This is a genomic window from Mycobacterium sp. 1164985.4 (assembly GCF_001668575.1).
In the GTDB taxonomy this organism is placed as follows: Bacteria; Actinomycetota; Actinomycetes; order Mycobacteriales; family Mycobacteriaceae; genus Mycobacterium.
Genome location: NZ_LZMD01000065.1, coordinates 1 through 18,138 on the forward strand (window position 1 = coordinate 1; position 18,138 = coordinate 18,138).

At 66.7% G+C, this 18,138-nt stretch carries 19 protein-coding genes; 17 read left to right on the top strand and 2 right to left on the bottom strand.

Annotated elements, in window-relative coordinates; all coding sequences use genetic code 11:
- The 12 genes from sufD to A5650_RS12375 form a co-directional block, all read left to right on the top strand.
- On the top strand, nt 1-869 hold an 869-nt coding region (gene sufD, locus A5650_RS12320), incomplete at its 5' end, for a Fe-S cluster assembly protein SufD (protein WP_067291190.1).
- The gene (sufC, locus tag A5650_RS12325; protein ID WP_067291192.1) at nt 866-1,636 is read left to right on the top strand and encodes a Fe-S cluster assembly ATPase SufC; all 771 of its coding nucleotides are present in this window, start codon (nt 866-868) and stop codon (nt 1,634-1,636) included. The genes sufD and sufC, both read left to right, overlap by 4 nt.
- Nucleotides 1,637-1,639: 3 nt before the next feature.
- The gene (locus A5650_RS12330) at nt 1,640-2,893 is read left to right on the top strand and encodes a cysteine desulfurase (RefSeq protein ID WP_067291194.1); all 1,254 of its coding nucleotides are present in this window, start codon (nt 1,640-1,642) and stop codon (nt 2,891-2,893) included.
- A gap of 1 nt (nt 2,894) precedes the next feature.
- Entirely contained in the window at nt 2,895-3,353 is a 459-nt protein-coding gene (gene sufU / locus A5650_RS12335; RefSeq protein WP_067081450.1) for a Fe-S cluster assembly sulfur transfer protein SufU, read from the top strand.
- Nucleotides 3,350-3,697, top strand: coding sequence for a metal-sulfur cluster assembly factor (locus A5650_RS12340; protein ID WP_064406096.1), 348 nt, complete (start codon nt 3,350-3,352; stop codon nt 3,695-3,697). Before sufU ends, A5650_RS12340 begins: the two co-directional genes overlap by 4 nt.
- Nucleotides 3,698-3,776: 79 nt before the next feature.
- Entirely contained in the window at nt 3,777-5,111 is a 1,335-nt protein-coding gene (locus A5650_RS12345) for an MFS transporter (protein ID WP_067291683.1), read from the top strand.
- Between the two features lie 41 nt (nt 5,112-5,152).
- Nucleotides 5,153-5,683, top strand: coding sequence for a hypothetical protein (locus tag A5650_RS12350; RefSeq protein ID WP_067291195.1), 531 nt, complete (start codon nt 5,153-5,155; stop codon nt 5,681-5,683).
- 159 nt (nt 5,684-5,842) lie between these two features.
- Complete coding sequence (locus A5650_RS12355) at nt 5,843-6,064, top strand: hypothetical protein (protein ID WP_067291199.1); 222 nt, start codon at nt 5,843-5,845, stop codon at nt 6,062-6,064.
- 99 nt (nt 6,065-6,163) lie between these two features.
- Nucleotides 6,164-6,529, top strand: coding sequence for a thioredoxin (gene trxA / locus A5650_RS12360; protein ID WP_067291202.1), 366 nt, complete (start codon nt 6,164-6,166; stop codon nt 6,527-6,529).
- Nucleotides 6,530-6,555: 26 nt separating this feature from the next.
- On the top strand, nt 6,556-7,368 hold the full coding sequence (locus A5650_RS12365; RefSeq protein ID WP_067291204.1) for an enoyl-CoA hydratase: 813 nt from the start codon (nt 6,556-6,558) through the stop codon (nt 7,366-7,368).
- Between the two features lie 12 nt (nt 7,369-7,380).
- Nucleotides 7,381-9,009, top strand: coding sequence for an ABC-F family ATP-binding cassette domain-containing protein (locus tag A5650_RS12370; protein WP_067291207.1), 1,629 nt, complete (start codon nt 7,381-7,383; stop codon nt 9,007-9,009).
- A 94-nt stretch (nt 9,010-9,103) separates the two neighbouring features.
- Nucleotides 9,104-9,295, top strand: coding sequence for a helix-turn-helix domain-containing protein (locus tag A5650_RS12375; RefSeq protein ID WP_067081469.1), 192 nt, complete (start codon nt 9,104-9,106; stop codon nt 9,293-9,295).
- Here the strand turns inward: A5650_RS12375 and A5650_RS12380 are convergent.
- Entirely contained in the window at nt 9,292-9,885 is a 594-nt protein-coding gene (locus A5650_RS12380; protein WP_067291210.1) for a TetR/AcrR family transcriptional regulator, read from the bottom strand. The two genes, A5650_RS12375 and A5650_RS12380, sit on opposite strands and share 4 nt — an antisense overlap.
- Before the next feature lie 18 nt (nt 9,886-9,903).
- Nucleotides 9,904-12,756, bottom strand: coding sequence for an aconitate hydratase (locus tag A5650_RS12385; protein ID WP_067291213.1), 2,853 nt, complete (start codon nt 12,754-12,756; stop codon nt 9,904-9,906).
- A 160-nt stretch (nt 12,757-12,916) separates the two neighbouring features.
- Here A5650_RS12385 and A5650_RS12390 point away from each other — a divergent pair, with 160 nt between their 5' ends.
- From A5650_RS12390 to A5650_RS12410, 5 genes are all read left to right on the top strand, one after another.
- Nucleotides 12,917-13,480 carry an Rv1476 family membrane protein gene (locus A5650_RS12390; RefSeq protein ID WP_067291216.1) on the top strand — a complete coding sequence of 188 codons (564 nt, stop codon included), beginning with the start codon at nt 12,917-12,919 and terminating at the stop codon, nt 13,478-13,480.
- Between the two features lie 244 nt (nt 13,481-13,724).
- Nucleotides 13,725-15,146, top strand: coding sequence for an NlpC/P60 family peptidoglycan endopeptidase RipA (gene ripA, locus A5650_RS12395; protein WP_067291220.1), 1,422 nt, complete (start codon nt 13,725-13,727; stop codon nt 15,144-15,146).
- Between the two features lie 71 nt (nt 15,147-15,217).
- Nucleotides 15,218-15,901, top strand: coding sequence for an NlpC/P60 family peptidoglycan endopeptidase RipB (ripB, locus tag A5650_RS12400; protein WP_502687067.1), 684 nt, complete (start codon nt 15,218-15,220; stop codon nt 15,899-15,901).
- A gap of 135 nt (nt 15,902-16,036) precedes the next feature.
- Nucleotides 16,037-17,185, top strand: coding sequence for a chaperone MoxR1 (gene moxR1, locus A5650_RS12405; RefSeq protein ID WP_064348434.1), 1,149 nt, complete (start codon nt 16,037-16,039; stop codon nt 17,183-17,185).
- Nucleotides 17,182-18,129: a DUF58 domain-containing protein gene (locus A5650_RS12410; protein WP_067291223.1), complete on the top strand. Its 948-nt coding sequence runs from the start codon at nt 17,182-17,184 to the stop codon at nt 18,127-18,129. Before moxR1 ends, A5650_RS12410 begins: the two co-directional genes overlap by 4 nt.
- Nucleotides 18,130-18,138 lie beyond the last annotated feature (9 nt).

An 18,138-nucleotide genomic window follows, 5' to 3' on the forward strand; every position in this document is an offset into this window, starting at 1 on the left:
CCGCCTTGGCCGAGCCGATCGAGATCGACGTCACCGGCCCGGGTGAGGGCGCGGTGGCCTACGGGCACCTGCAGATCCGCGTCGAGGAACTCTCGCGCGCCATCGTCGTCGTGGACCTGCGTGGCAGCGGGACCTACGCCGACAACGTCGAGATCATCGTCGGCGACTCGGCCGGTCTCGGCGTGATCTGGATCGCCGACTGGGCCGACGACATGGTGCACGTCAGCGCGCATCACGCGCGCCTGGGCAAGGACGCGGTGCTGGGGCACGTCAACGTGACTCTCGGCGGGGACGTGGTTCGGACGGCGGCGACGGTGCGCTTCACCGCGCCCGGCGGCGACGCCAAACTGCTCGGCACCTACTTCGCCGATGACGGTCAGCACTTCGAGTCGCGACTGCTGGTCGACCACGCCCACCCGAACTGCAAGTCCGACGTGCTGTACAAGGGTGCGCTGCAGGGTGATCCGGCGTCCAACCGGCCCGATGCGCACACCGTGTGGGTCGGCGACGTGTTGATCCGCGCGGAGGCGACCGGCACCGACACTTTCGAGGTGAACCGCAACCTGCTGCTCACCGACGGCGCGCGCGCCGACTCGGTGCCGAACCTCGAGATCGAGACGGGTGAGATCGTCGGCGCCGGGCACGCAAGTGCCACCGGACGTTTCGACGACGAGCAATTGTTCTATCTGCGCGCCCGCGGCATCCCCGAAGATCAGGCGCGACGCCTGGTGGTGCGCGGTTTCTTCAACGAGATCATCGCCAAGATCGCCGTGCCCGCGGTGCGCGAACGCCTGACCGAAGCAATTGAACGAGAACTAGCGATCACGGCTGGATTGAATTCAGAGACGAGAGAACAGCAACAATCATGACCACACTGGAAATCAAAGACCTGCACGTCTCGGTGCAGACTCCCGAGCAGACCGAGATCCCGATCCTCAAGGGTGTCGACCTGACCGTGAAGTCGGGGGAGACCCACGCGGTGATGGGGCCGAACGGTTCGGGCAAGTCGACGCTGTCCTACGCGATCGCCGGTCACCCCAAGTACACGGTGACGTGCGGTTCGATCACGCTGGACGGGCAGGACGTGCTGGAGATGAGCATCGACGAGCGCGCCCGCGCAGGCCTGTTCCTGGCAATGCAGTACCCGGTCGAGGTGCCAGGTGTCTCGATGTCGAACTTCCTGCGCACCGCCGCGACGGCCGTCCGCGGTGAGGCGCCGAAGCTGCGGCACTGGGTCAAAGAGGTCAAGTCCGCGATGACCGATCTCGAGATCGACGCGTCGTTCTCCGAACGCAGTGTCAACGAGGGCTTCTCGGGCGGTGAGAAGAAGCGCCACGAGATCCTGCAGCTGGCCCTGCTCAAGCCGAAGATCGCGATCCTCGACGAGACCGACTCCGGCCTGGACGTCGACGCACTGCGGGTCGTCAGCGAGGGCGTCAACCGGTACGCCGAGAGCGAGAACGGCGGCGTGCTGTTGATCACCCACTACACCCGCATTCTGCGTTACATCCAGCCGCAGTTCGTGCACGTGTTCGTCGACGGCCGCATCGTCACCTCCGGTGGTCCGGAGCTGGCCGACGAGCTCGAGGAGAACGGCTACGTCCGGTTCACGCAGACGGCGGCCGCGGAGGCGTAACCCATGACCGCCTCCGTTCGCCCGCTGGATCTCACCGCCATCCGCGCGGACTTCCCGATCCTCAAGAAGCAGATGCGCGGCGGAAACACGTTGGCGTATCTGGATAGCGGGGCGACCTCACAGCGGCCGGTGCAGGTGCTCGACGCCGAGCGCGAGTTCCTGGTGACCTCCAACGGCGCGGTGCACCGCGGCGCGCACCAGTTGATGGAGGAGGCGACAGACGCCTACGAGGACGGGCGCGCCGAGATCGCGGCGTTCGTGGGCGCCGACCCCGACGAGCTGGTGTTCACCAAGAATGCCACCGAGGCGATCAACCTGGTGTCCTACGCCGTGGGGGATTCGCGGTTCGGGCAGGCCGTCGGGCCGGGCGACGTCATCGTCACGACCGAACTCGAACACCACGCCAACCTGATTCCGTGGCAGGAATTGGCACGTCGGACCGGCGCGACGCTCAAGTGGTACGGCGTGACCGAGGACGGGCGCATCGACCTGGCTTCGCTGCAGCTCGACGAGCGAGTGAAAGTCGTTGCTTTCAGCCATCATTCGAATGTGACCGGGGCACTCGCGCCGGTCGACGAGCTGGTCTCGCGGGCGAAAGCGGTGGGCGCGCTGACCGTGCTCGACGCGTGCCAGTCGGTGCCGCATCAGCCCGTCGACCTGCATGCACTCGACGTCGACTACGCGGCGTTCTCCGGCCACAAGATGCTCGGACCCACCGGGATCGGCGTGCTGTACGGCCGTGGCGCTCTGCTGAACTCGATGCCGCCCTTCCTCACCGGCGGGTCGATGATCGCGACGGTCACGATGGAGGAGACGACGTACGCGCCGGCGCCGCAACGCTTTGAGGCGGGTACGCCGATGACGTCGCAGGTGGTCGGATTGGCCGCGGCCGCACGATATCTGCGTGCGATCGGCATGGACGCCGTTGAAAAGCACGAGATCGAACTGGTCGCCGCGGCGCTCGAGGGGCTGACCGCGATCGACGGTGTGCGCGTCATCGGCCCGACGTCGCTGGAGAACCGGGCGTCGCCGGTCAGCTTCGTCGTCGACGGTGTTCACGCGCACGACGTCGGCCAGGTGCTCGACGACGACGGCGTGGCGGTGCGTGTCGGTCATCACTGCGCATATCCGCTGCACCGCCGATTCGGTATCGCCGCCACGGCGCGTGCGTCGTTCGCGGTGTACAACACGTTCGACGAGGTCGATCGCCTGGTGGCCGGTGTGCGCCGGGCCGTGGAATTCTTCGGCAGGGACTGACGTGCGGCTGGAGCAGATCTACCAGGAAGTGATCCTCGATCACTACAAGCATCCGCACAACCGCGGGTTGCGTGAGCCGTTCGGTGCGCAGGTCCATCACGTCAACCCGACGTGTGGCGATGAGGTGACGCTGCGGGTGGCGCTGTCCGATGACGGTGAGCAGGTGGTCGACATCTCCTATGACGGGCAGGGCTGTTCGATCAGCCAGGCCTCGACCTCGGTGCTGACCGACCAGGTGATCGGGCAGAGCGTAGGCGACGCATTGAAGACCGTCGCCGCGTTCAGCGAGATGATCTCCTCCCGCGGGACCGTCGAGGGAGATGAGGACGTGATCGGCGACGGCATCGCGTTCGCCGGCGTCGCGAAGTACCCGGCGCGGGTCAAGTGCGCGCTGCTGGGATGGATGGCTTTCAAAGATGCGCTGTCACAGGCATCGGAGAGATTTCAGGAGGCAGGATGAGTGACACCGCAGTGCCCAACGAGGAGCTGTTGTTCGATCTCGAGGAGGCGATGCGCGACGTTGTCGACCCGGAGCTCGGTATCAATGTCGTCGATCTTGGCTTGGTCTACGGGATCAACGTCGAGCAGGGGGAGCAAGGCAACGTCGCGTTGATCGACATGACTCTGACCTCGGCCGCCTGTCCGCTCACCGACGTGATCGAGGACCAGTCGCGCACCGCTCTGGTCGGCGCGGGGTTGGTCAACGAGTTGAAGATCAACTGGGTGTGGAATCCGCCGTGGGGCCCGGACAAGATCACCGAGGACGGCCGCGAGCAGCTGCGCGCACTCGGCTTCACCGTCTAGTTACACGAGGCCGCTTCCTTTGAATCACGGCGTGCACAAATCTGTGCCGCCGTGACCGAATCGGGAATTGTCGAACTTCGTGTCTTCAGCGACCGATGTCTCGACCGAACCGGCAAGCCCGGTAACCGATTCCACGGCGGACGCGTCGAGGGTCCGCACCGCGCTGGTCGCCAGCCTCGTCGGGACCACGATCGAGTGGTACGACTTCTTCCTCTATGCGACCGCGGCGAGCCTTGTTTTCAATCAGGCGTTCTTTCCGGATCAGAGCTCTCTGATCGGGACGCTGCTGTCGTTCGCGACGTTCGCGGTCGGGTTCGTCGTCCGCCCGATCGGCGGGTTCGTGTTCGGCCATGTGGGCGACCGAATCGGCAGGAAGAAGACGCTGGCGCTCACCATGGTTCTGATGGGCGGAGCCACCGCTCTGATGGGGGCGTTGCCCACCGCCGCGCAGATCGGCGTGCTCGCGCCCATTCTGTTGGTGCTGTTGCGCGTCATCCAGGGTTTTGCGCTCGGCGGCGAGTGGGCGGGCGCGATTCTGCTCGCCGTCGAACACAGCCATCCGCGCCGGCGTGGGCTGGCGGGCAGCGTGCCTCAGGTCGGCCTCGCGCTCGGACTCGCGTTGGGCACCGGTGTGTTCGCGCTGCTCCAAATCGCCCTACCTGACGACGCTTTCGAATCGTATGGCTGGCGCATCGCATTCCTGATCAGCATCGTGCTTGTGGTGTTCGGCTTCATCGTGCGGTGGAAGGCGACCGAGACCCCGGCCTTCGAGAAGGTCCGCGACGAGGACGCCCGGTCGGCGGTACCACTGCGCGACGTCTTCCGGCGGCCCGCGCTGCGCAACACGGTGCTGGGTCTGTTGTCGCGGTGGGGCGAGGGCGCGGCGTTCAACACGTGGGGCGTGTTCGCGATCTCGTATGCGACCGGCACGCTCAAACTCGAGCGGGTACCGGTGCTGATCGCCGTCACCGTCGCCGCACTGTTGATGGCGGTGCTGCTTCCGGTCTCCGGATTGCTGACCGACCGGTTCGGCGCGAAGACGGTGTACGCGAGCGGAATCGTGGCCTACGCGGTCGCGGTGTTCCCGGTGTTCACGCTGTTCAACACCGGCAGCATGACGGCCTACGCGCTCGGAATGCTGGTGGTGTTCGGCGTGATTCACGCGTGGTTCTACGGGGCCCAGGGGACGCTCTACGCGTCGTTGTATCCGGCGCGGATCCGCTACACGGGGCTGTCGACGGTGTACCAGTTGTCGGGGGTGTATTCCTCCGGGCTCACCCCGCTCATCCTGACCGCATTGATCGCGGCGACAAACCAGTCGCCGTGGCTGGCGTGCACCTACCTCGTGGCCACCGCGCTGATCAGCGTGGTGGCGACGCTGTTGTTGCGGCCGAAGGCGTTGACGGAAATCTGATTGCGCGCTCCGAGGGGTGATGCGCGGGCCAGAATGACTTCGTGGTCACGGTGCCTGCGGTCGTCTGGCGGGGCGGGTTCGCCCGCCGCGCGCTGACGGTCGGCGGCTGCGTCGGGCTCTGCCTCGGGGCGCTGGCATGGCTGGACTCCGGCTTTCTTCTCAGCGGGGTGATCGTCACGGTCGTCGTCGGCACCTGCTACGGCATCTGGATGGCGCGCCGCCTGGAACGGTACTGGCCAGGAGCGAAGGCGCTAACGGGTGACGAACGCGTGGCCGTGGTCCGCTCGGTCCGGGCCGGTACCGGCCTCGACGATTCGCGGTTTGCGGGACCCCGGACCGACTACGCCCGTGGTTTGTGCGCCGCGGCGGATGAGGCGCGTTCGCTGCGGTGGGTGCTCGTCGTCGTCCTGGTTGTCGCACTGTGCGTGGCGGCCTGGGACGCCGTCTTCGGCTCCTGGGGTAGCGCGGTCGCATCGGTCATCTACCTGGTCGCGCTGCTGGTGGAGGTGTTCTGGTGGCCGAGGCGGCAGTCCCGGCTAGTGGCCCACGCCCGTACCCTCGATGCGATATGACGCATCCCTACGTCCCTACATCCCTACATCGCTACCCGCCGCCAACTGCGCGGGGTCGCCCCTTTCTGTGCAGGGCACCGACCTGGTATTTCCAAACGGCAGCGTTCCGTTGGCCGGGCCCGTCGCGGCGATCGCCGGGTGTAGCGGATCGTCGACCCGTTGCCGGTCGACGCCGAACTCGACCTCGATGCAAACGCTGCGGTCTGGCTGCAACGCGCCCACTACGCCGGCGGCTATGCTCTGAAAAATATTCTGCCCCAGCAACATCCGACACTGTGGCCGGAACACTTCGACGTCGCCGTGACCGAGGACGAGGTGAACTACGGCGTATCGGCCGGCGACGAGACCCACCCGAGGCCGGGCACGACATCGACTCGCTGACGGCCGAGATCGCGGATTTCTTCAAGCGTGGCCGCACCGAACTGGGTATTCGTCCGTAGGCTGGGAACACACAGCTGACCATCAGCGTTAGGAATCTACGTGGCTACCCAAGACATCACCGCCGACCAATTCAACGACACCATCAACGACAACGAGATCGTGCTGGTGGATTTCTGGGCGTCGTGGTGTGGCCCCTGTAAGGCATTCGCACCGACGTTCGCGGCATCGTCGGAACAGCATCCCGACGTCGTGTACGCCAAGGTCGACACCGAGGCCGAGCAGGCGCTCGCCGCGGCCGCCGACATCCGGTCCATCCCCACGTTGATGGCCTTCAAGAAGGGCAAGCTGGTGTTCAACCAGGCCGGCGCGTTGCCGCCCGCGGCCCTTGAAGAGCTGGTGCAGCGCGTCAAGGAGTTCGACATCGACGCTGCGATCGCCGCCCAGAACAACGGCCAGCCGGAGTAAGTCTCCGCACGCGATAGCGTGCATGCGTGACTGAATTCGTTCTCGTCGATCAGCCGCGTCGCGGCATTGCCGTGGTGACGCTCAACCGGCCCGAGCGGATGAACTCGATGGCGTTCGACGTCATGGTCCCGCTCAAGAAGGTGCTCGACGAGCTGACTTACGACAACTCGGTGCGCGCGGTGGTGCTCACCGGCGCCGGCCGCGGATTCTCCTCGGGGGCCGACCACAAATCGGCGGGCTCCGTCCCGCACATCGACGGGTTGACCAGACCCACGTTCGCGCTGCGGTCCATGGAGGTCCTCGACGACGTCATCCTCGCGCTGCGCAAGATGCACCAGCCGGTGATCGCCGCGGTCAACGGCGCGGCGATCGGCGGGGGCCTGTGCCTGGCGCTGGCCTGTGACATCCGCATCGCGTCCGACGAGGCCTACTTCCGCGCGGCTGGAATCAACAACGGCCTGACCGCCAGCGAGCTGGGGCTGTCCTACCTGCTGCCACGCGCCATCGGCACGTCGCGGGCCTTCGAACTGATGCTGACCGGCCGCGACGTCGACGCCGCCGAGGCCGAACGCATCGGCCTGGTCTCGCGAGCGGTGCCCGGCAACGCATTGTTGGACGTTTGCTATGACATGGGCGAGCGGATCGCGGGGTTCTCCCGGCCGGGAATCGAGTTGACCAAGCGCACACTTTGGAGTGGACTGGACGCCGGTAGCCTGGAAGGGCACATGCAAGCCGAGGGGCTCGGACAACTGTTCGTCCGTTTGCTCACCGCCAACTTCGAAGAAGCGGTGGCAGCGCGCGCCGAGAAGCGGCCCCCGGCCTTCACCGACGACAAGTAAGGACGGTCACGCGTGATCACCGCAACGGACCTCGAGGTCCGCGCCGGCGCGCGCACGTTGCTGTCCACCGACGGAACCGCGCTTCGGGTGCAACCCGGCGACCGGATCGGCCTTGTCGGCCGCAACGGCGCAGGCAAGACCACGACGATGCGCATCCTCGCCGGAGAGGGTGAGCCGTATGCGGGCAGCATCGTCCGCAATGGCGAAATCGGTTATCTACCACAGGATCCCAGAGAGGGTGACCTGGATGTGCTCGCACGTGACAGGGTCCTCTCGGCCCGCGGCCTGGACACCCTGTTGGCGGATCTCGAGAAGCAGCAGCTGCTGATGGCCGAGGTCGCCGACGACACCGCCCGAGACAAGGCCGTCCGCAAGTACGGCCAGCTCGAGGAGCGTTTCGCCGCGCTGGGCGGTTACGCCGCCGAGAGCGAGGCGGGCCGCATCTGCGCGAGCCTCGGCCTGCCCGAGCGGGTGCTGACCCAGCCGCTGCGCACGCTGTCCGGCGGTCAACGCCGTCGCGTCGAGCTGGCCCGCATCCTGTTCGCGGCCTCCGACAGCGGGGCAGGGTCGTCGACGACGCTGCTGCTCGACGAACCGACCAACCACCTCGACGCCGACTCGATCGGCTGGTTGCGGGACTTCCTGCAGAACCATCCCGGCGGTCTGGTGGTCATCAGCCACAACGTCGACCTGCTCGCCGACGTGGTGAACCGGGTCTGGTTCCTCGACGCGGTACGCAGCGAGGTCGACGTCTACAACATGGGTTGGCAGAAGTACCTCGACGCGCGCGCCACCGACGAGGCCCGTCGCCGCCGCGAACGCGCCAACGCCGAGCGCAAGGCGTCCGCCCTGCGCGCCCAGGCCGCCAAGATGGGGGCTAAGGCCACGAAAGCCGTTGCCGCACAAAACATGCTGCGGCGCGCCGATCGCATGATGGCCGCGCTCGACGAGGAACGCGTCGCCGACAAGGTGGCCCGCATCAAGTTCCCGACACCCGCGCCGTGCGGGCGCACCCCGCTGGTCGCCAAGGGGCTGACCAAGAACTACGGGTCCCTGGAGGTGTTCACCGGCGTCGATCTGGCCATCGACCGGGGATCGCGCGTCGTGGTGCTCGGACTCAACGGTGCCGGTAAGACCACGCTGTTGCGCCTGCTGGCCGGCGTCGAGACGCCGGACGCCGGACAACTCGAGCCCGGTCACGGCCTCAAGCTCGGATATTTCGCGCAGGAGCACGACACGCTCGACGACAACGCGACGGTGTGGGAGAACATCCGGCACGCCGCCCCCGACACCGGCGAGCAGGAACTGCGCGGGTTGTTGGGCGCCTTCATGTTCAGCGGTCCCCAGCTGGATCAGCCCGCGGGCACGCTGTCCGGTGGCGAGAAGACCCGACTGGCGCTGGCGGGCCTGGTCGCGTCCACCGCCAATGTGCTGCTGCTCGACGAACCGACGAACAACCTCGACCCCGCCTCGCGCGAACAGGTGCTCGACGCGCTGCGCAGTTATATCGGCGCGGTCGTGCTGGTGACCCACGATCCCGGTGCGGCCGAGGCGCTCGAACCGCAACGTGTCGTCCTGCTTCCCGACGGCACCGAAGACTTCTGGTCCGAGGACTACCGCGACCTCATCGAGTTGGCCTGATCCAGATCGTGAACCGTTTCGTCAATTTCAAGCGTCGTGTGTAACCGCTTCCTACGCTGGGTATCCGTCCGGTCATCCAAGCGGGGAGGTGCTGATGAAAAAGCTGGACAAGTCGAGAGACCAGTTGATCAACGAGTTGCGGAGTGCTTACGAGGGTGGCGCAAGCATTCGCACGCTGGTCGCGTCCACGGGCCGCTCGTACGGCTCGATCCACAGCATGCTGCGTGAGTCGGGCACGACGATGCGCAGCCGCGGCGGGCCGAACCACCGCAGCCGGCGCCGCTAGTCCGGCTGCGGTACGGCCTCCCGGTCGCGCCCCTGCCGCAGCGACGCCTCGACCAGGTCCAGTACGGCACTGAGCTTTTCGGGGTCATCACCCGATGCCAACCGCGCGACCAGACCGTCGAGGACGAGGTCGAGATAGGTCTGCAGGACGGCGCTGGGGACGTCGTCGCGCAGTCGGCCGGCCTGCTTCTGCATCCGTAGTCGCTGTGTGGTGGCTGCGGACAACTCGGCGGACCGCTCCGCCCAACCCCGGTGAAAATCGGGGTCATTGCGGAGCTTTCGCGCGATCTCCAACCTCGTGGCCAGCCAGTCGAACTGCTCTGGCGCGGCCAGCATGTCACGCATTACCTGAACCAGTCCCTCACGCGCGGCGACGTCGGCCATGCGCTCGGCGTCCTCACGGGCCAGTTCGAAGAACAGCGTGTCCTTGTCCCGGAAGTGATGGAAGATGGCGCCGCGCGACAGCCCGATCATCTGCTCGAGCCGCCGCACGGTCGCCTTGTCGTAGCCGTACTCCGCGAAACACCGGCGGGCGCCGTCTAGGATCTGCCGACGACGCGCCGCCAGGTGGTCGTCGGTGACCCGGGGCAACGCGGTTGTCCCTTCCGGCTACTGCGTTTTGAGCATGTTGCGCAGCACGTACTGCAGGATGCCGCCGTTGCGGTAGTAGTCCGCCTCGCCCGGCGTGTCGATACGCACGACCGCGTCGAACTCGATGGTTTCTCCAGAGCCGTCCGCCCCATCATTCTTCGCAGCGGTGACGTGCACCGTCTTCGGAGTCTTGCCCTCGTTGAGTTCCTCGATGCCGGTGATGTCGAACGTCTCCGTGCCGTCGAGGCCCAGCGACTCCGCCGTCTCACCCTCGGGGAACTGCAGCGGGATCACGCCCATGCCGATCAGGTTCGACCGGTGGATGCGCTCGAACGACTCGGTGATCACCGCGCGCACGCCCAGCAGCCGCGTGCCCTTGGCCGCCCAGTCGCGCGACGAACCCGAACCGTACTCCTTACCGCCGAGCACGACCAGCGGAATGTCCTGCGCCGCATAGTTTTGCGCAGCATCGTAGATGAACGCCTGCTCGCCGCCGTTGGTGAAGTCGCGGGTGTATCCACCCGAGACGTCATCGAGCAGCTGGTTGCGCAGCCTGATGTTGGCGAACGTCCCGCGGATCATCACCTCGTGGTTGCCGCGGCGCGAGCCGAACGAGTTGTAGTCCTTCTTCTCCACGCCGTTCGAATCGAGGTACTGCGCCGCCGGGGTGCCCGGCTTGATGCTGCCCGCGGGGGAGATGTGGTCGGTGGTCACCGAATCACCCAGCAGCGCCAGCACTCTGGCGCCCTTGATGTCGGTCACCGGTTCCGGGTCGGCGGGCATGCCGTCGAAGTACGGCGGCTTGCGCACATAGGTCGAGTCGTCGGCCCACTCGAAGGTGTTGCCGCTCGGCGTCGGCAGGTTGCGCCAGCGCTCGTCGCCCTTGAAGACGTCGGCGTAGTTCTTGGTGAACATCTCGGTGTTGATCGCCTCGGCGATCGTGGCGTCGATATCCTTCTGCGACGGCCAGATGTCCTTCAGGTAGACCTCGTTGCCGTCCTTGTCCTTGCCGAGGCAGTCCTTCTCGAAGTCGAAGTCCATCGTGCCGGCCAGCGCGTAGGCGATCACCAACGGCGGGGACGCGAGGTAGTTCATCTTCACATCGGGGTTGATGCGGCCCTCGAAGTTCCGGTTGCCCGAGAGCACCGCGGTGACCGACAGGTCGGCGTCGTTGACGGCCTTGGAGATCTCCTCGGGCAGCGGGCCGGAGTTGCCGATGCACGTGGTGCATCCGTAACCCACCAGATAGAAGCCGAGCTTCTCCAGGTACGGCCACAGTCCGGCCTTGTCGTAGTAGTCGGTGACGACCTGCGACCCCGGCGCCATGGTGGTCTTCACCCACGGCTTGCTCGCCAGGCCCTTCTCGACGGCGTTCTTGGCCAGCAGCGCCGCACCCAACATCACCTCCGGGTTGGAGGTGTTGGTGCAGGACGTGATCGCCGCGATGACGACGGCCCCGTGGTCGAGTTCGAACTCGCCCAGTTCGTCGGACTTGATCGTGACCGGCTTACTCGGGCGGCCCTTGGCGCCCACCGCGGCCGACGTCGAGGGCTCGTGGTCGTGCGTGTTGCCATTGGTCATGAACTCGTTGTTGCGCACCGGGTCACTGGCCGGGAACGTGTCGTCGATTCCGTCGTCGAGCTTCGTGTACTGCGTGGGCTGCTGCTCCTCGACATAGTTGTGGATGTCCTTGCGGAACGCTTCCTTGGCCTCGTTGAGCGCGATCCGGTCCTGCGGCCGCTTCGGCCCGGCGATCGAGGGCACCACATCGGAGAGGTTGAGTTCGATGTACTCGGAGTACTTGGGCTCGCGCTTCGGGTCGTGCCACATGCCCTGTTCCTTGGCGTAGGCCTCGACGAGAGCGAGCTGCTCGTCGCTGCGCCCGGTCATCCGCATGTAGTCGATCGTCACGTCGTCGACCGGGAAAATCGCGGCGGTGGAACCGAATTCCGGGCTCATGTTGCCCAGCGTCGCGCGGTTGGCCAGCGGCACCTCGGCCACACCCTCGCCGTAGAACTCGACGAACTTGCCGACCACCCCGTGCTTGCGCAGCATCTCGGTGACGGTGAGCACCACGTCGGTGGCGGTCACACCCGGCTGGCGCTCGCCGGTCAGCTTGAACCCGACGACGCGCGGAATCAGCATCGACACCGGCTGGCCCAACATCGCGGCCTCGGCCTCGATACCGCCCACGCCCCAGCCGAGCACGCCGAGTCCGTTCTGCATGGTGGTGTGGCTGTCCGTGCCGACGGCGGTGTCGGGGTAAGCGACGCCGTCACGTTCCCACACCACGCGGGCCAGGTACTCGATGTTGACCTGGTGCACGATCCCGGTGCCCGGCGGCACCACCTTGAAGTCGTTGAAGGCGCCCTGGCCCCAGCGCAGGAACTGGTAGCGCTCGCCGTTGCGCTCGTACTCGATCTCGACATTGCGCTCGAACGCGTCCTCGCGGCCGAACAGGTCGGCGATCACGGAGTGGTCGATGACCAGATCGGCGGGGGCCAGCGGATTGACCTTGTCGGGGTCGCCACCGAGATCGGCGATGGCCTCACGCATGGTGGCCAGGTCGACGATGCAGGGGACACCCGTGAAGTCCTGCATGATCACGCGGGCGGGGGTGAACTGGATCTCGACGCTCGGTTCGGCGTCCGGATCCCAGTTGGCGATGGCTTCGATGTGGTCCTTGGTGATGTTCGCGCCGTCCTCGGTGCGCAGGAGATTCTCGGCGAGGACCTTGAGGCTGTACGGCAGCTTGTCGGTGCCCGGCACGGCGTCGAGGCGATAGATCTCGTAGCTCTTGTCGCCGACTTTCAGGGTGCCGCGGGCGTCAAATGAATTGGGGGAAGAATTTTCCGTATTACCTTTGCTCACATCAACTCCCGGCTAGTTCTCGCAGCCGACGGGCTGTGTCGGCCGCAGTCCAACTCTAACAGTACGCTTGTCCTGCAAAACGGTGAGGGTCGTTTCTCAGTCTCGTCCCGCGCCGCGCGTGCTGTCACCCCGTCGGGTACCCATCACGTACGGTTCTCCTGTGATCGGACCGCATGTGATTCCGTCCCTGCCGGCCTACATCCCGCCCGACGTCTGCGGACCGGTCGGCATGGACCCGGCGACCACGCCGGTGGACACGTGCATGAATCTCGTCATCCAGGATGTCCGCGATGACGGTGTGAGCGCCTCACCGACGCCGGAGAACGAGGGCCTCACCGACGTGGTGTCCGAAGCCCAGCAAAAGGGCATCGACCTCAAGATCGTCGTCGTCGACCAGAACCCCCCGATCGACACCCCGCTGCGCGATATCGCTACCGAGGTGGGGGACGCCTTCCCGGGTTCCACGGTGCTGGTGCTCAGCCCGACCGACTCGGGAACCTTCAGCACGACGTTCGACCGCATGACGTTGGAGGCGGGTCAGGACGTCGCCGAGGGTCGCGGTCCCGTACAGGGTTCGAAGAATTTCGTCAGCGAGTTGACGACGACGCACTTTCCGTGGACTGCGTTCACGATTCTCGTCGTCTTGGGAGTGGTCGCCGCCGTTATCGGTACGCGACTTTTGCAGCTCCGCGCGCGGCGTGCCGATTCCCGCGAGAAGGTCTGAAACCGAACTGCGGCAACGGTTTTGACCTGAAGGCGTGCCGTCTTCGCAATAGCGAAGTCACGGCCCGATAACACTTCATTCAATTACAAAGTTGTAATTCGCAACTTAAGTTTCTTTGGCGTCAGATGTGACGTACGGTGCAATCGGTAACTGTGTTGTAGATGTGCATGTTGTGACAGATGAGCACAGTACCCCGACGAATGTGTCCGCACGTTCGCCTGAAGCAATAGGAGAACTGAGTCGGATGAGACGCACACCTGGCGCATCCGCTACGCGGCCGTGCGGACGTTTCTGCGCGGCCCTTCTCGCGGCGGCCATGCTGTCCGCGACCCCCGGCCTGGCCGTCGCGCAACCGAACAGCCCCGACGGCATCGCGGCACTGGTCGCTGCCGTGGCCGACGCCGATCAGAGGCTGCAGGATCTCGGCGCGCAGATTCAGCAGCAGCAGGAGAGCGTCAACAAGGCGATCCTGGACGTGCAAACCGCACGGGACAACGCTGCGGCCGCACAGCGTGAGGTCGACGCGGGCCGGCAGCGCGTCGAGGACTCCAACATCGCGATCGAGCAGGCGCAGAAGCGATTCGACTCGTTCGCTGCCGCGACCTACATCAACGGCCCGTCCGACTCGTACCTGACCGCCGGCGACCCAGCCGAGGTCATCAAGACCGCCGCCGCGGGCCAGACCTTGGCCATCAGCTCACAGCAGGTGATTGCCGATCTGCAGCGGGCCCGCACCGAGCAGGTCAACCGTGAGTCCGCCGCGCGATTGGCGAAGCAGAACGCCGACAAGGCCGTCGCCGACGCCGAAGCCAGCCAGCAGTCCGCGGTAGCGGCGCTCACCAACGCGCAGGACACGTTCCGCGCCCAGCAGGTCGAACTCGACAAGCTCACCGCCGAGCGAAAGGCGGCCCAGGCCAGGCTCGCCGAGGTGCGCAAGGCGTCCGCGCCCGCGCAGGCGCCCGCCGCGGCACAACCGGCGGCCGCCGCGACGCCGGGGAGCCCGGACTGGGACCGCGCGCCGGAGGGCGTCGATCCCGGCACCGGCAACTGGGCAGGACCCTGGGATCCGACGCTGCCCGCGATCCCCAGCGCGTTCGTCAGCGGTGATCCGATCGCGATCATCAACACGGTTCTCGGCATCGCGTCGACCTCGGCGCAGGTGACCCAGGATCTCGGCCGCAAGTTCCTGCAGTCGGTGGGGTTGCTTCCCGAGCCGGCTGCCGCGCCGGCCTTCACCAACGGCGCGATTCCGCGCGTCTACGGACGGCAGGCCACCGAATACGTCATCAAGCGCGCCATGTCCCAGATGGGCGTGCCCTACTCCTGGGGCGGCGGCAACGCGGCAGGACCGAGCCGCGGTATCGACTCCGGTGCCAACACAGTCGGTTTCGACTGCTCGGGGCTGATGCTCTACGCGTTCGCCGGTGTCGGCATCAAGCTCGACCACTACTCGGGCTCGCAGTACAACGCGGGCCGCAAGGTTCCGTCGTCACAGATGCGCCGCGGCGACATGTTGTTCTGGGGGCCCAACGCCAGCCAGCACGTCGCGCTCTATCTCGGTGACGGGCAGATGCTCGAGGCGCCCTACACGGGTTCGGTGGTGAAGATCTCGCCGGTGCGCACCAGCGGCATGACGCCGTACGCGACTCGTCTCATCGAATGGTGAGCGATGAAAGCGCTCGCAGATCTGTAAGGAAACACGTTAGGAAGACTTTGCGTTTCAGACTGATTCGGTTCTTGAGTGGTTGTGCGCTGCTGGTGGCCACGGTGGCGCTGACCGTTGGGCTGGCGACGCCGGCCACGTCGGCGCCCGAGGACGGCCAGTGGGATCCGACGCTGCCGAAGTTGATCAGCGCCGGCGCCCCCGGCGACCCGTTGGCGATCGCCAACGCCTCGCTCGCGGCGACCGCCCAGGCCACCGAAGTCACGATGGGGCTGGGTCGCAAGTTCCTGACGACGTTGGGCCTCGCGCCCCCGGAGGCCGCGACGGCGAGCGTCGCGCCGGGGCGGGTCCGCGGACCGCAGGCGATCGAGTACGTGATCCGCCGCGGCGCCTCGCAGATGGGCGTGCCGTACTCGTGGGGCGGCGGTAAGCCGAGCGGACCGAGCACGGGCATCGACTCGGGCGCCAACACCGTCGGCTTCGACTGCTCGGGCTTCACCCAGTTCTCGTTCGCGGGCGTCGGCGTGCTGATCCCCAAGTACTCCGGCGACCAGTACAACACCGGACGCAAGGTGCCGACGTCGCAGGCCAAGCGCGGCGACCTGTTGTTCTGGGGTCCCGGCGGCAGCCAGCACGTGGCGCTCTACCTAGGCGGCGGCAAGATGCTGGAGGCCTCGGGCAGCGCGGGCAAGGTGACGGTGAGCCCGGTGCGTCAGTCCGGCCTGCAGCCGTATGTGGCGCGCATCATCGAATCCTGAGCGCAGCCTGAGCCGAAGCTGAACGTTTCGGGTGGCGTCGACGGATTCTGCCGTGCCTGGAATAGTTGACGGCGAGCGTGCCGCCCCGACCGGGTGGCGCGCCACTGACCAGCGAGTTATGTGGAAGGAACGTTGATGACCTCACCGAGTGGGCCGTCGCAGGGGCCTGGAGGCTACCCCGGCCAGGCACCGGCACAGGGATACCAGGGCTCGCACGCCGCGCCGTCGAGCCCCGCTTCCCAGAACGGCGGTCTGCAGCAGGAGGTCCACACTCTCGAACGGGCCGTTTTCGAGGTGAAGCGGATCATCGTCGGCCAGGACCAGCTGGTCGAGCGCATGCTGGTCGGCCTGCTCGCCAAGGGTCACGTACTGCTCGAGGGCGTGCCGGGCGTCGCCAAGACGCTGGCCGTCGAGACCTTCGCGAAGGTGGTTGGCGGCACCTTCGCCCGCATTCAGTTCACACCGGACCTGGTGCCGACCGACATCGTCGGTACCCGCATCTACCGGGTGGGCAAGGAGGAGTTCGACATCGAACTCGGGCCCGTGGTGGTCAACTTCCTGCTCGCCGACGAGATCAACCGCGCCCCCGCCAAGGTGCAGTCGGCTCTTCTGGAGGTCATGGCCGAGCGCAAGATCTCCATCGGCGGCAAGACGTTCCCGCTGCCCCAGCCGTTCCTGGTGATGGCCACACAGAACCCGATCGAGCAGGAGGGCGTGTACGCCCTGCCCGAGGCCCAGCGTGACCGCTTCCTGTTCAAGCTGAACATCGACTACCCGTCGCCCGAGGAAGAGCGCGAGATCATCTACCGGATGGGCGTCAAGCCGCCGGAACCCAAGCAGATCCTGGCGCCCGGCGACCTGCTGCGTTTGCAGGACGTGGCTGCCAACAACTTCGTGCACCACGCGCTGGTCGACTACGTCGTGCGGGTGGTCACCGCGACGCGTCAGCCCGAGAAGTTCGGGATGCCCGACGCCAAGGCGTGGATCGCCTACGGGGCGTCGCCGCGCGCATCGCTCGGCATCATCGCGGCGTCGCGTGCACTCGCGCTGGTGCGGGGACGCGACTACGTGATCCCGCAGGACGTCGTCGAGGTCATCCCCGACGTGCTGCGGCACCGGCTGGTGCTGACCTACGACGCGTTGGCCGACGAGATCTCGGCGGAGACGGTGATCAACCGTATCCTGCAGACCGTGGCCCTGCCGCAGGTGAACGCCATTCCGCAGCAAGGTCATTCGGTGCCGCCCGTCGTGCCCGCCGCCGCTGGAGCGGCCAGCAATCGGTGACCAGCTCCCGACGCTCCATTGATCTGCCGTCGCTGAAGCGCGGCGAGATCCGTGACCCCGCGCTGAGTGCGGCGCTGCGCAAGCTCGAATTGACCGTGCGGCGCAAGCTCGACGGTGTGCTGCACGGCGACCACCTCGGCCTGCTACCCGGCCCGGGTTCGGAACCGGGGGAGTCGCGGCTTTATCAGCCCGGTGACGATGTGCGCCGGATGGACTGGTCGGTCACGGCACGCACCACGCATCCGCACGTGCGGCAGATGATCGCCGACCGGGAGCTCGAAACCTGGCTCGTCGTCGACATGTCGGCCAGCCTCGACTTCGGTACCACCGGTTGCGAGAAGCGCGATCTGGCCGTGGCCGCGGCTGCGGCGATCACGTTCCTCAACAGCGGAGGCGGTAACCGCATCGGCGCGATCATCGCCAACGGTGACACCGTGCGACGGGTGCCGGCGCTGTCGGGCCGCATGCACGAGCAGGAGATGCTGCGCGCCATCGCGACGATGCCCAAGGCCCCGCCCGGCGTCCGCGGCGACCTCGCCGCCGCGATCGACGCACTGCGCAGGCCCGAACGGCGCCGCGGGATGGCGGTCATCATCAGCGACTTCCTCGGGCCCATCAACTGGATGCGCCCGCTGCGGGCGATCTCGGGTCGCCACGAGGTGCTGGGCATCGAGGTGCTCGACCCGCGCGACGTCGAACTGCCTGCCGTCGGCGACGTGGTCTTGCAGGACGCCGAGACCGGCGCGACCCGTGAGTTCACCATCGACGAGCAGTTGCGCGACGACTTCGAGCGGGCGGCCGCGGCGCACCGCGCGGAGGTGGCCAGGACGTTGCGGCGATGCGACGCACCGCTGTTGACGCTGCGCACCGACCGCGACTGGATCGCCGACGTCGTCCGGTTCGTGGCCAACCGCAGGCGTGGCGCGCTGGCGGGCCACGCCTGACATCGAAAT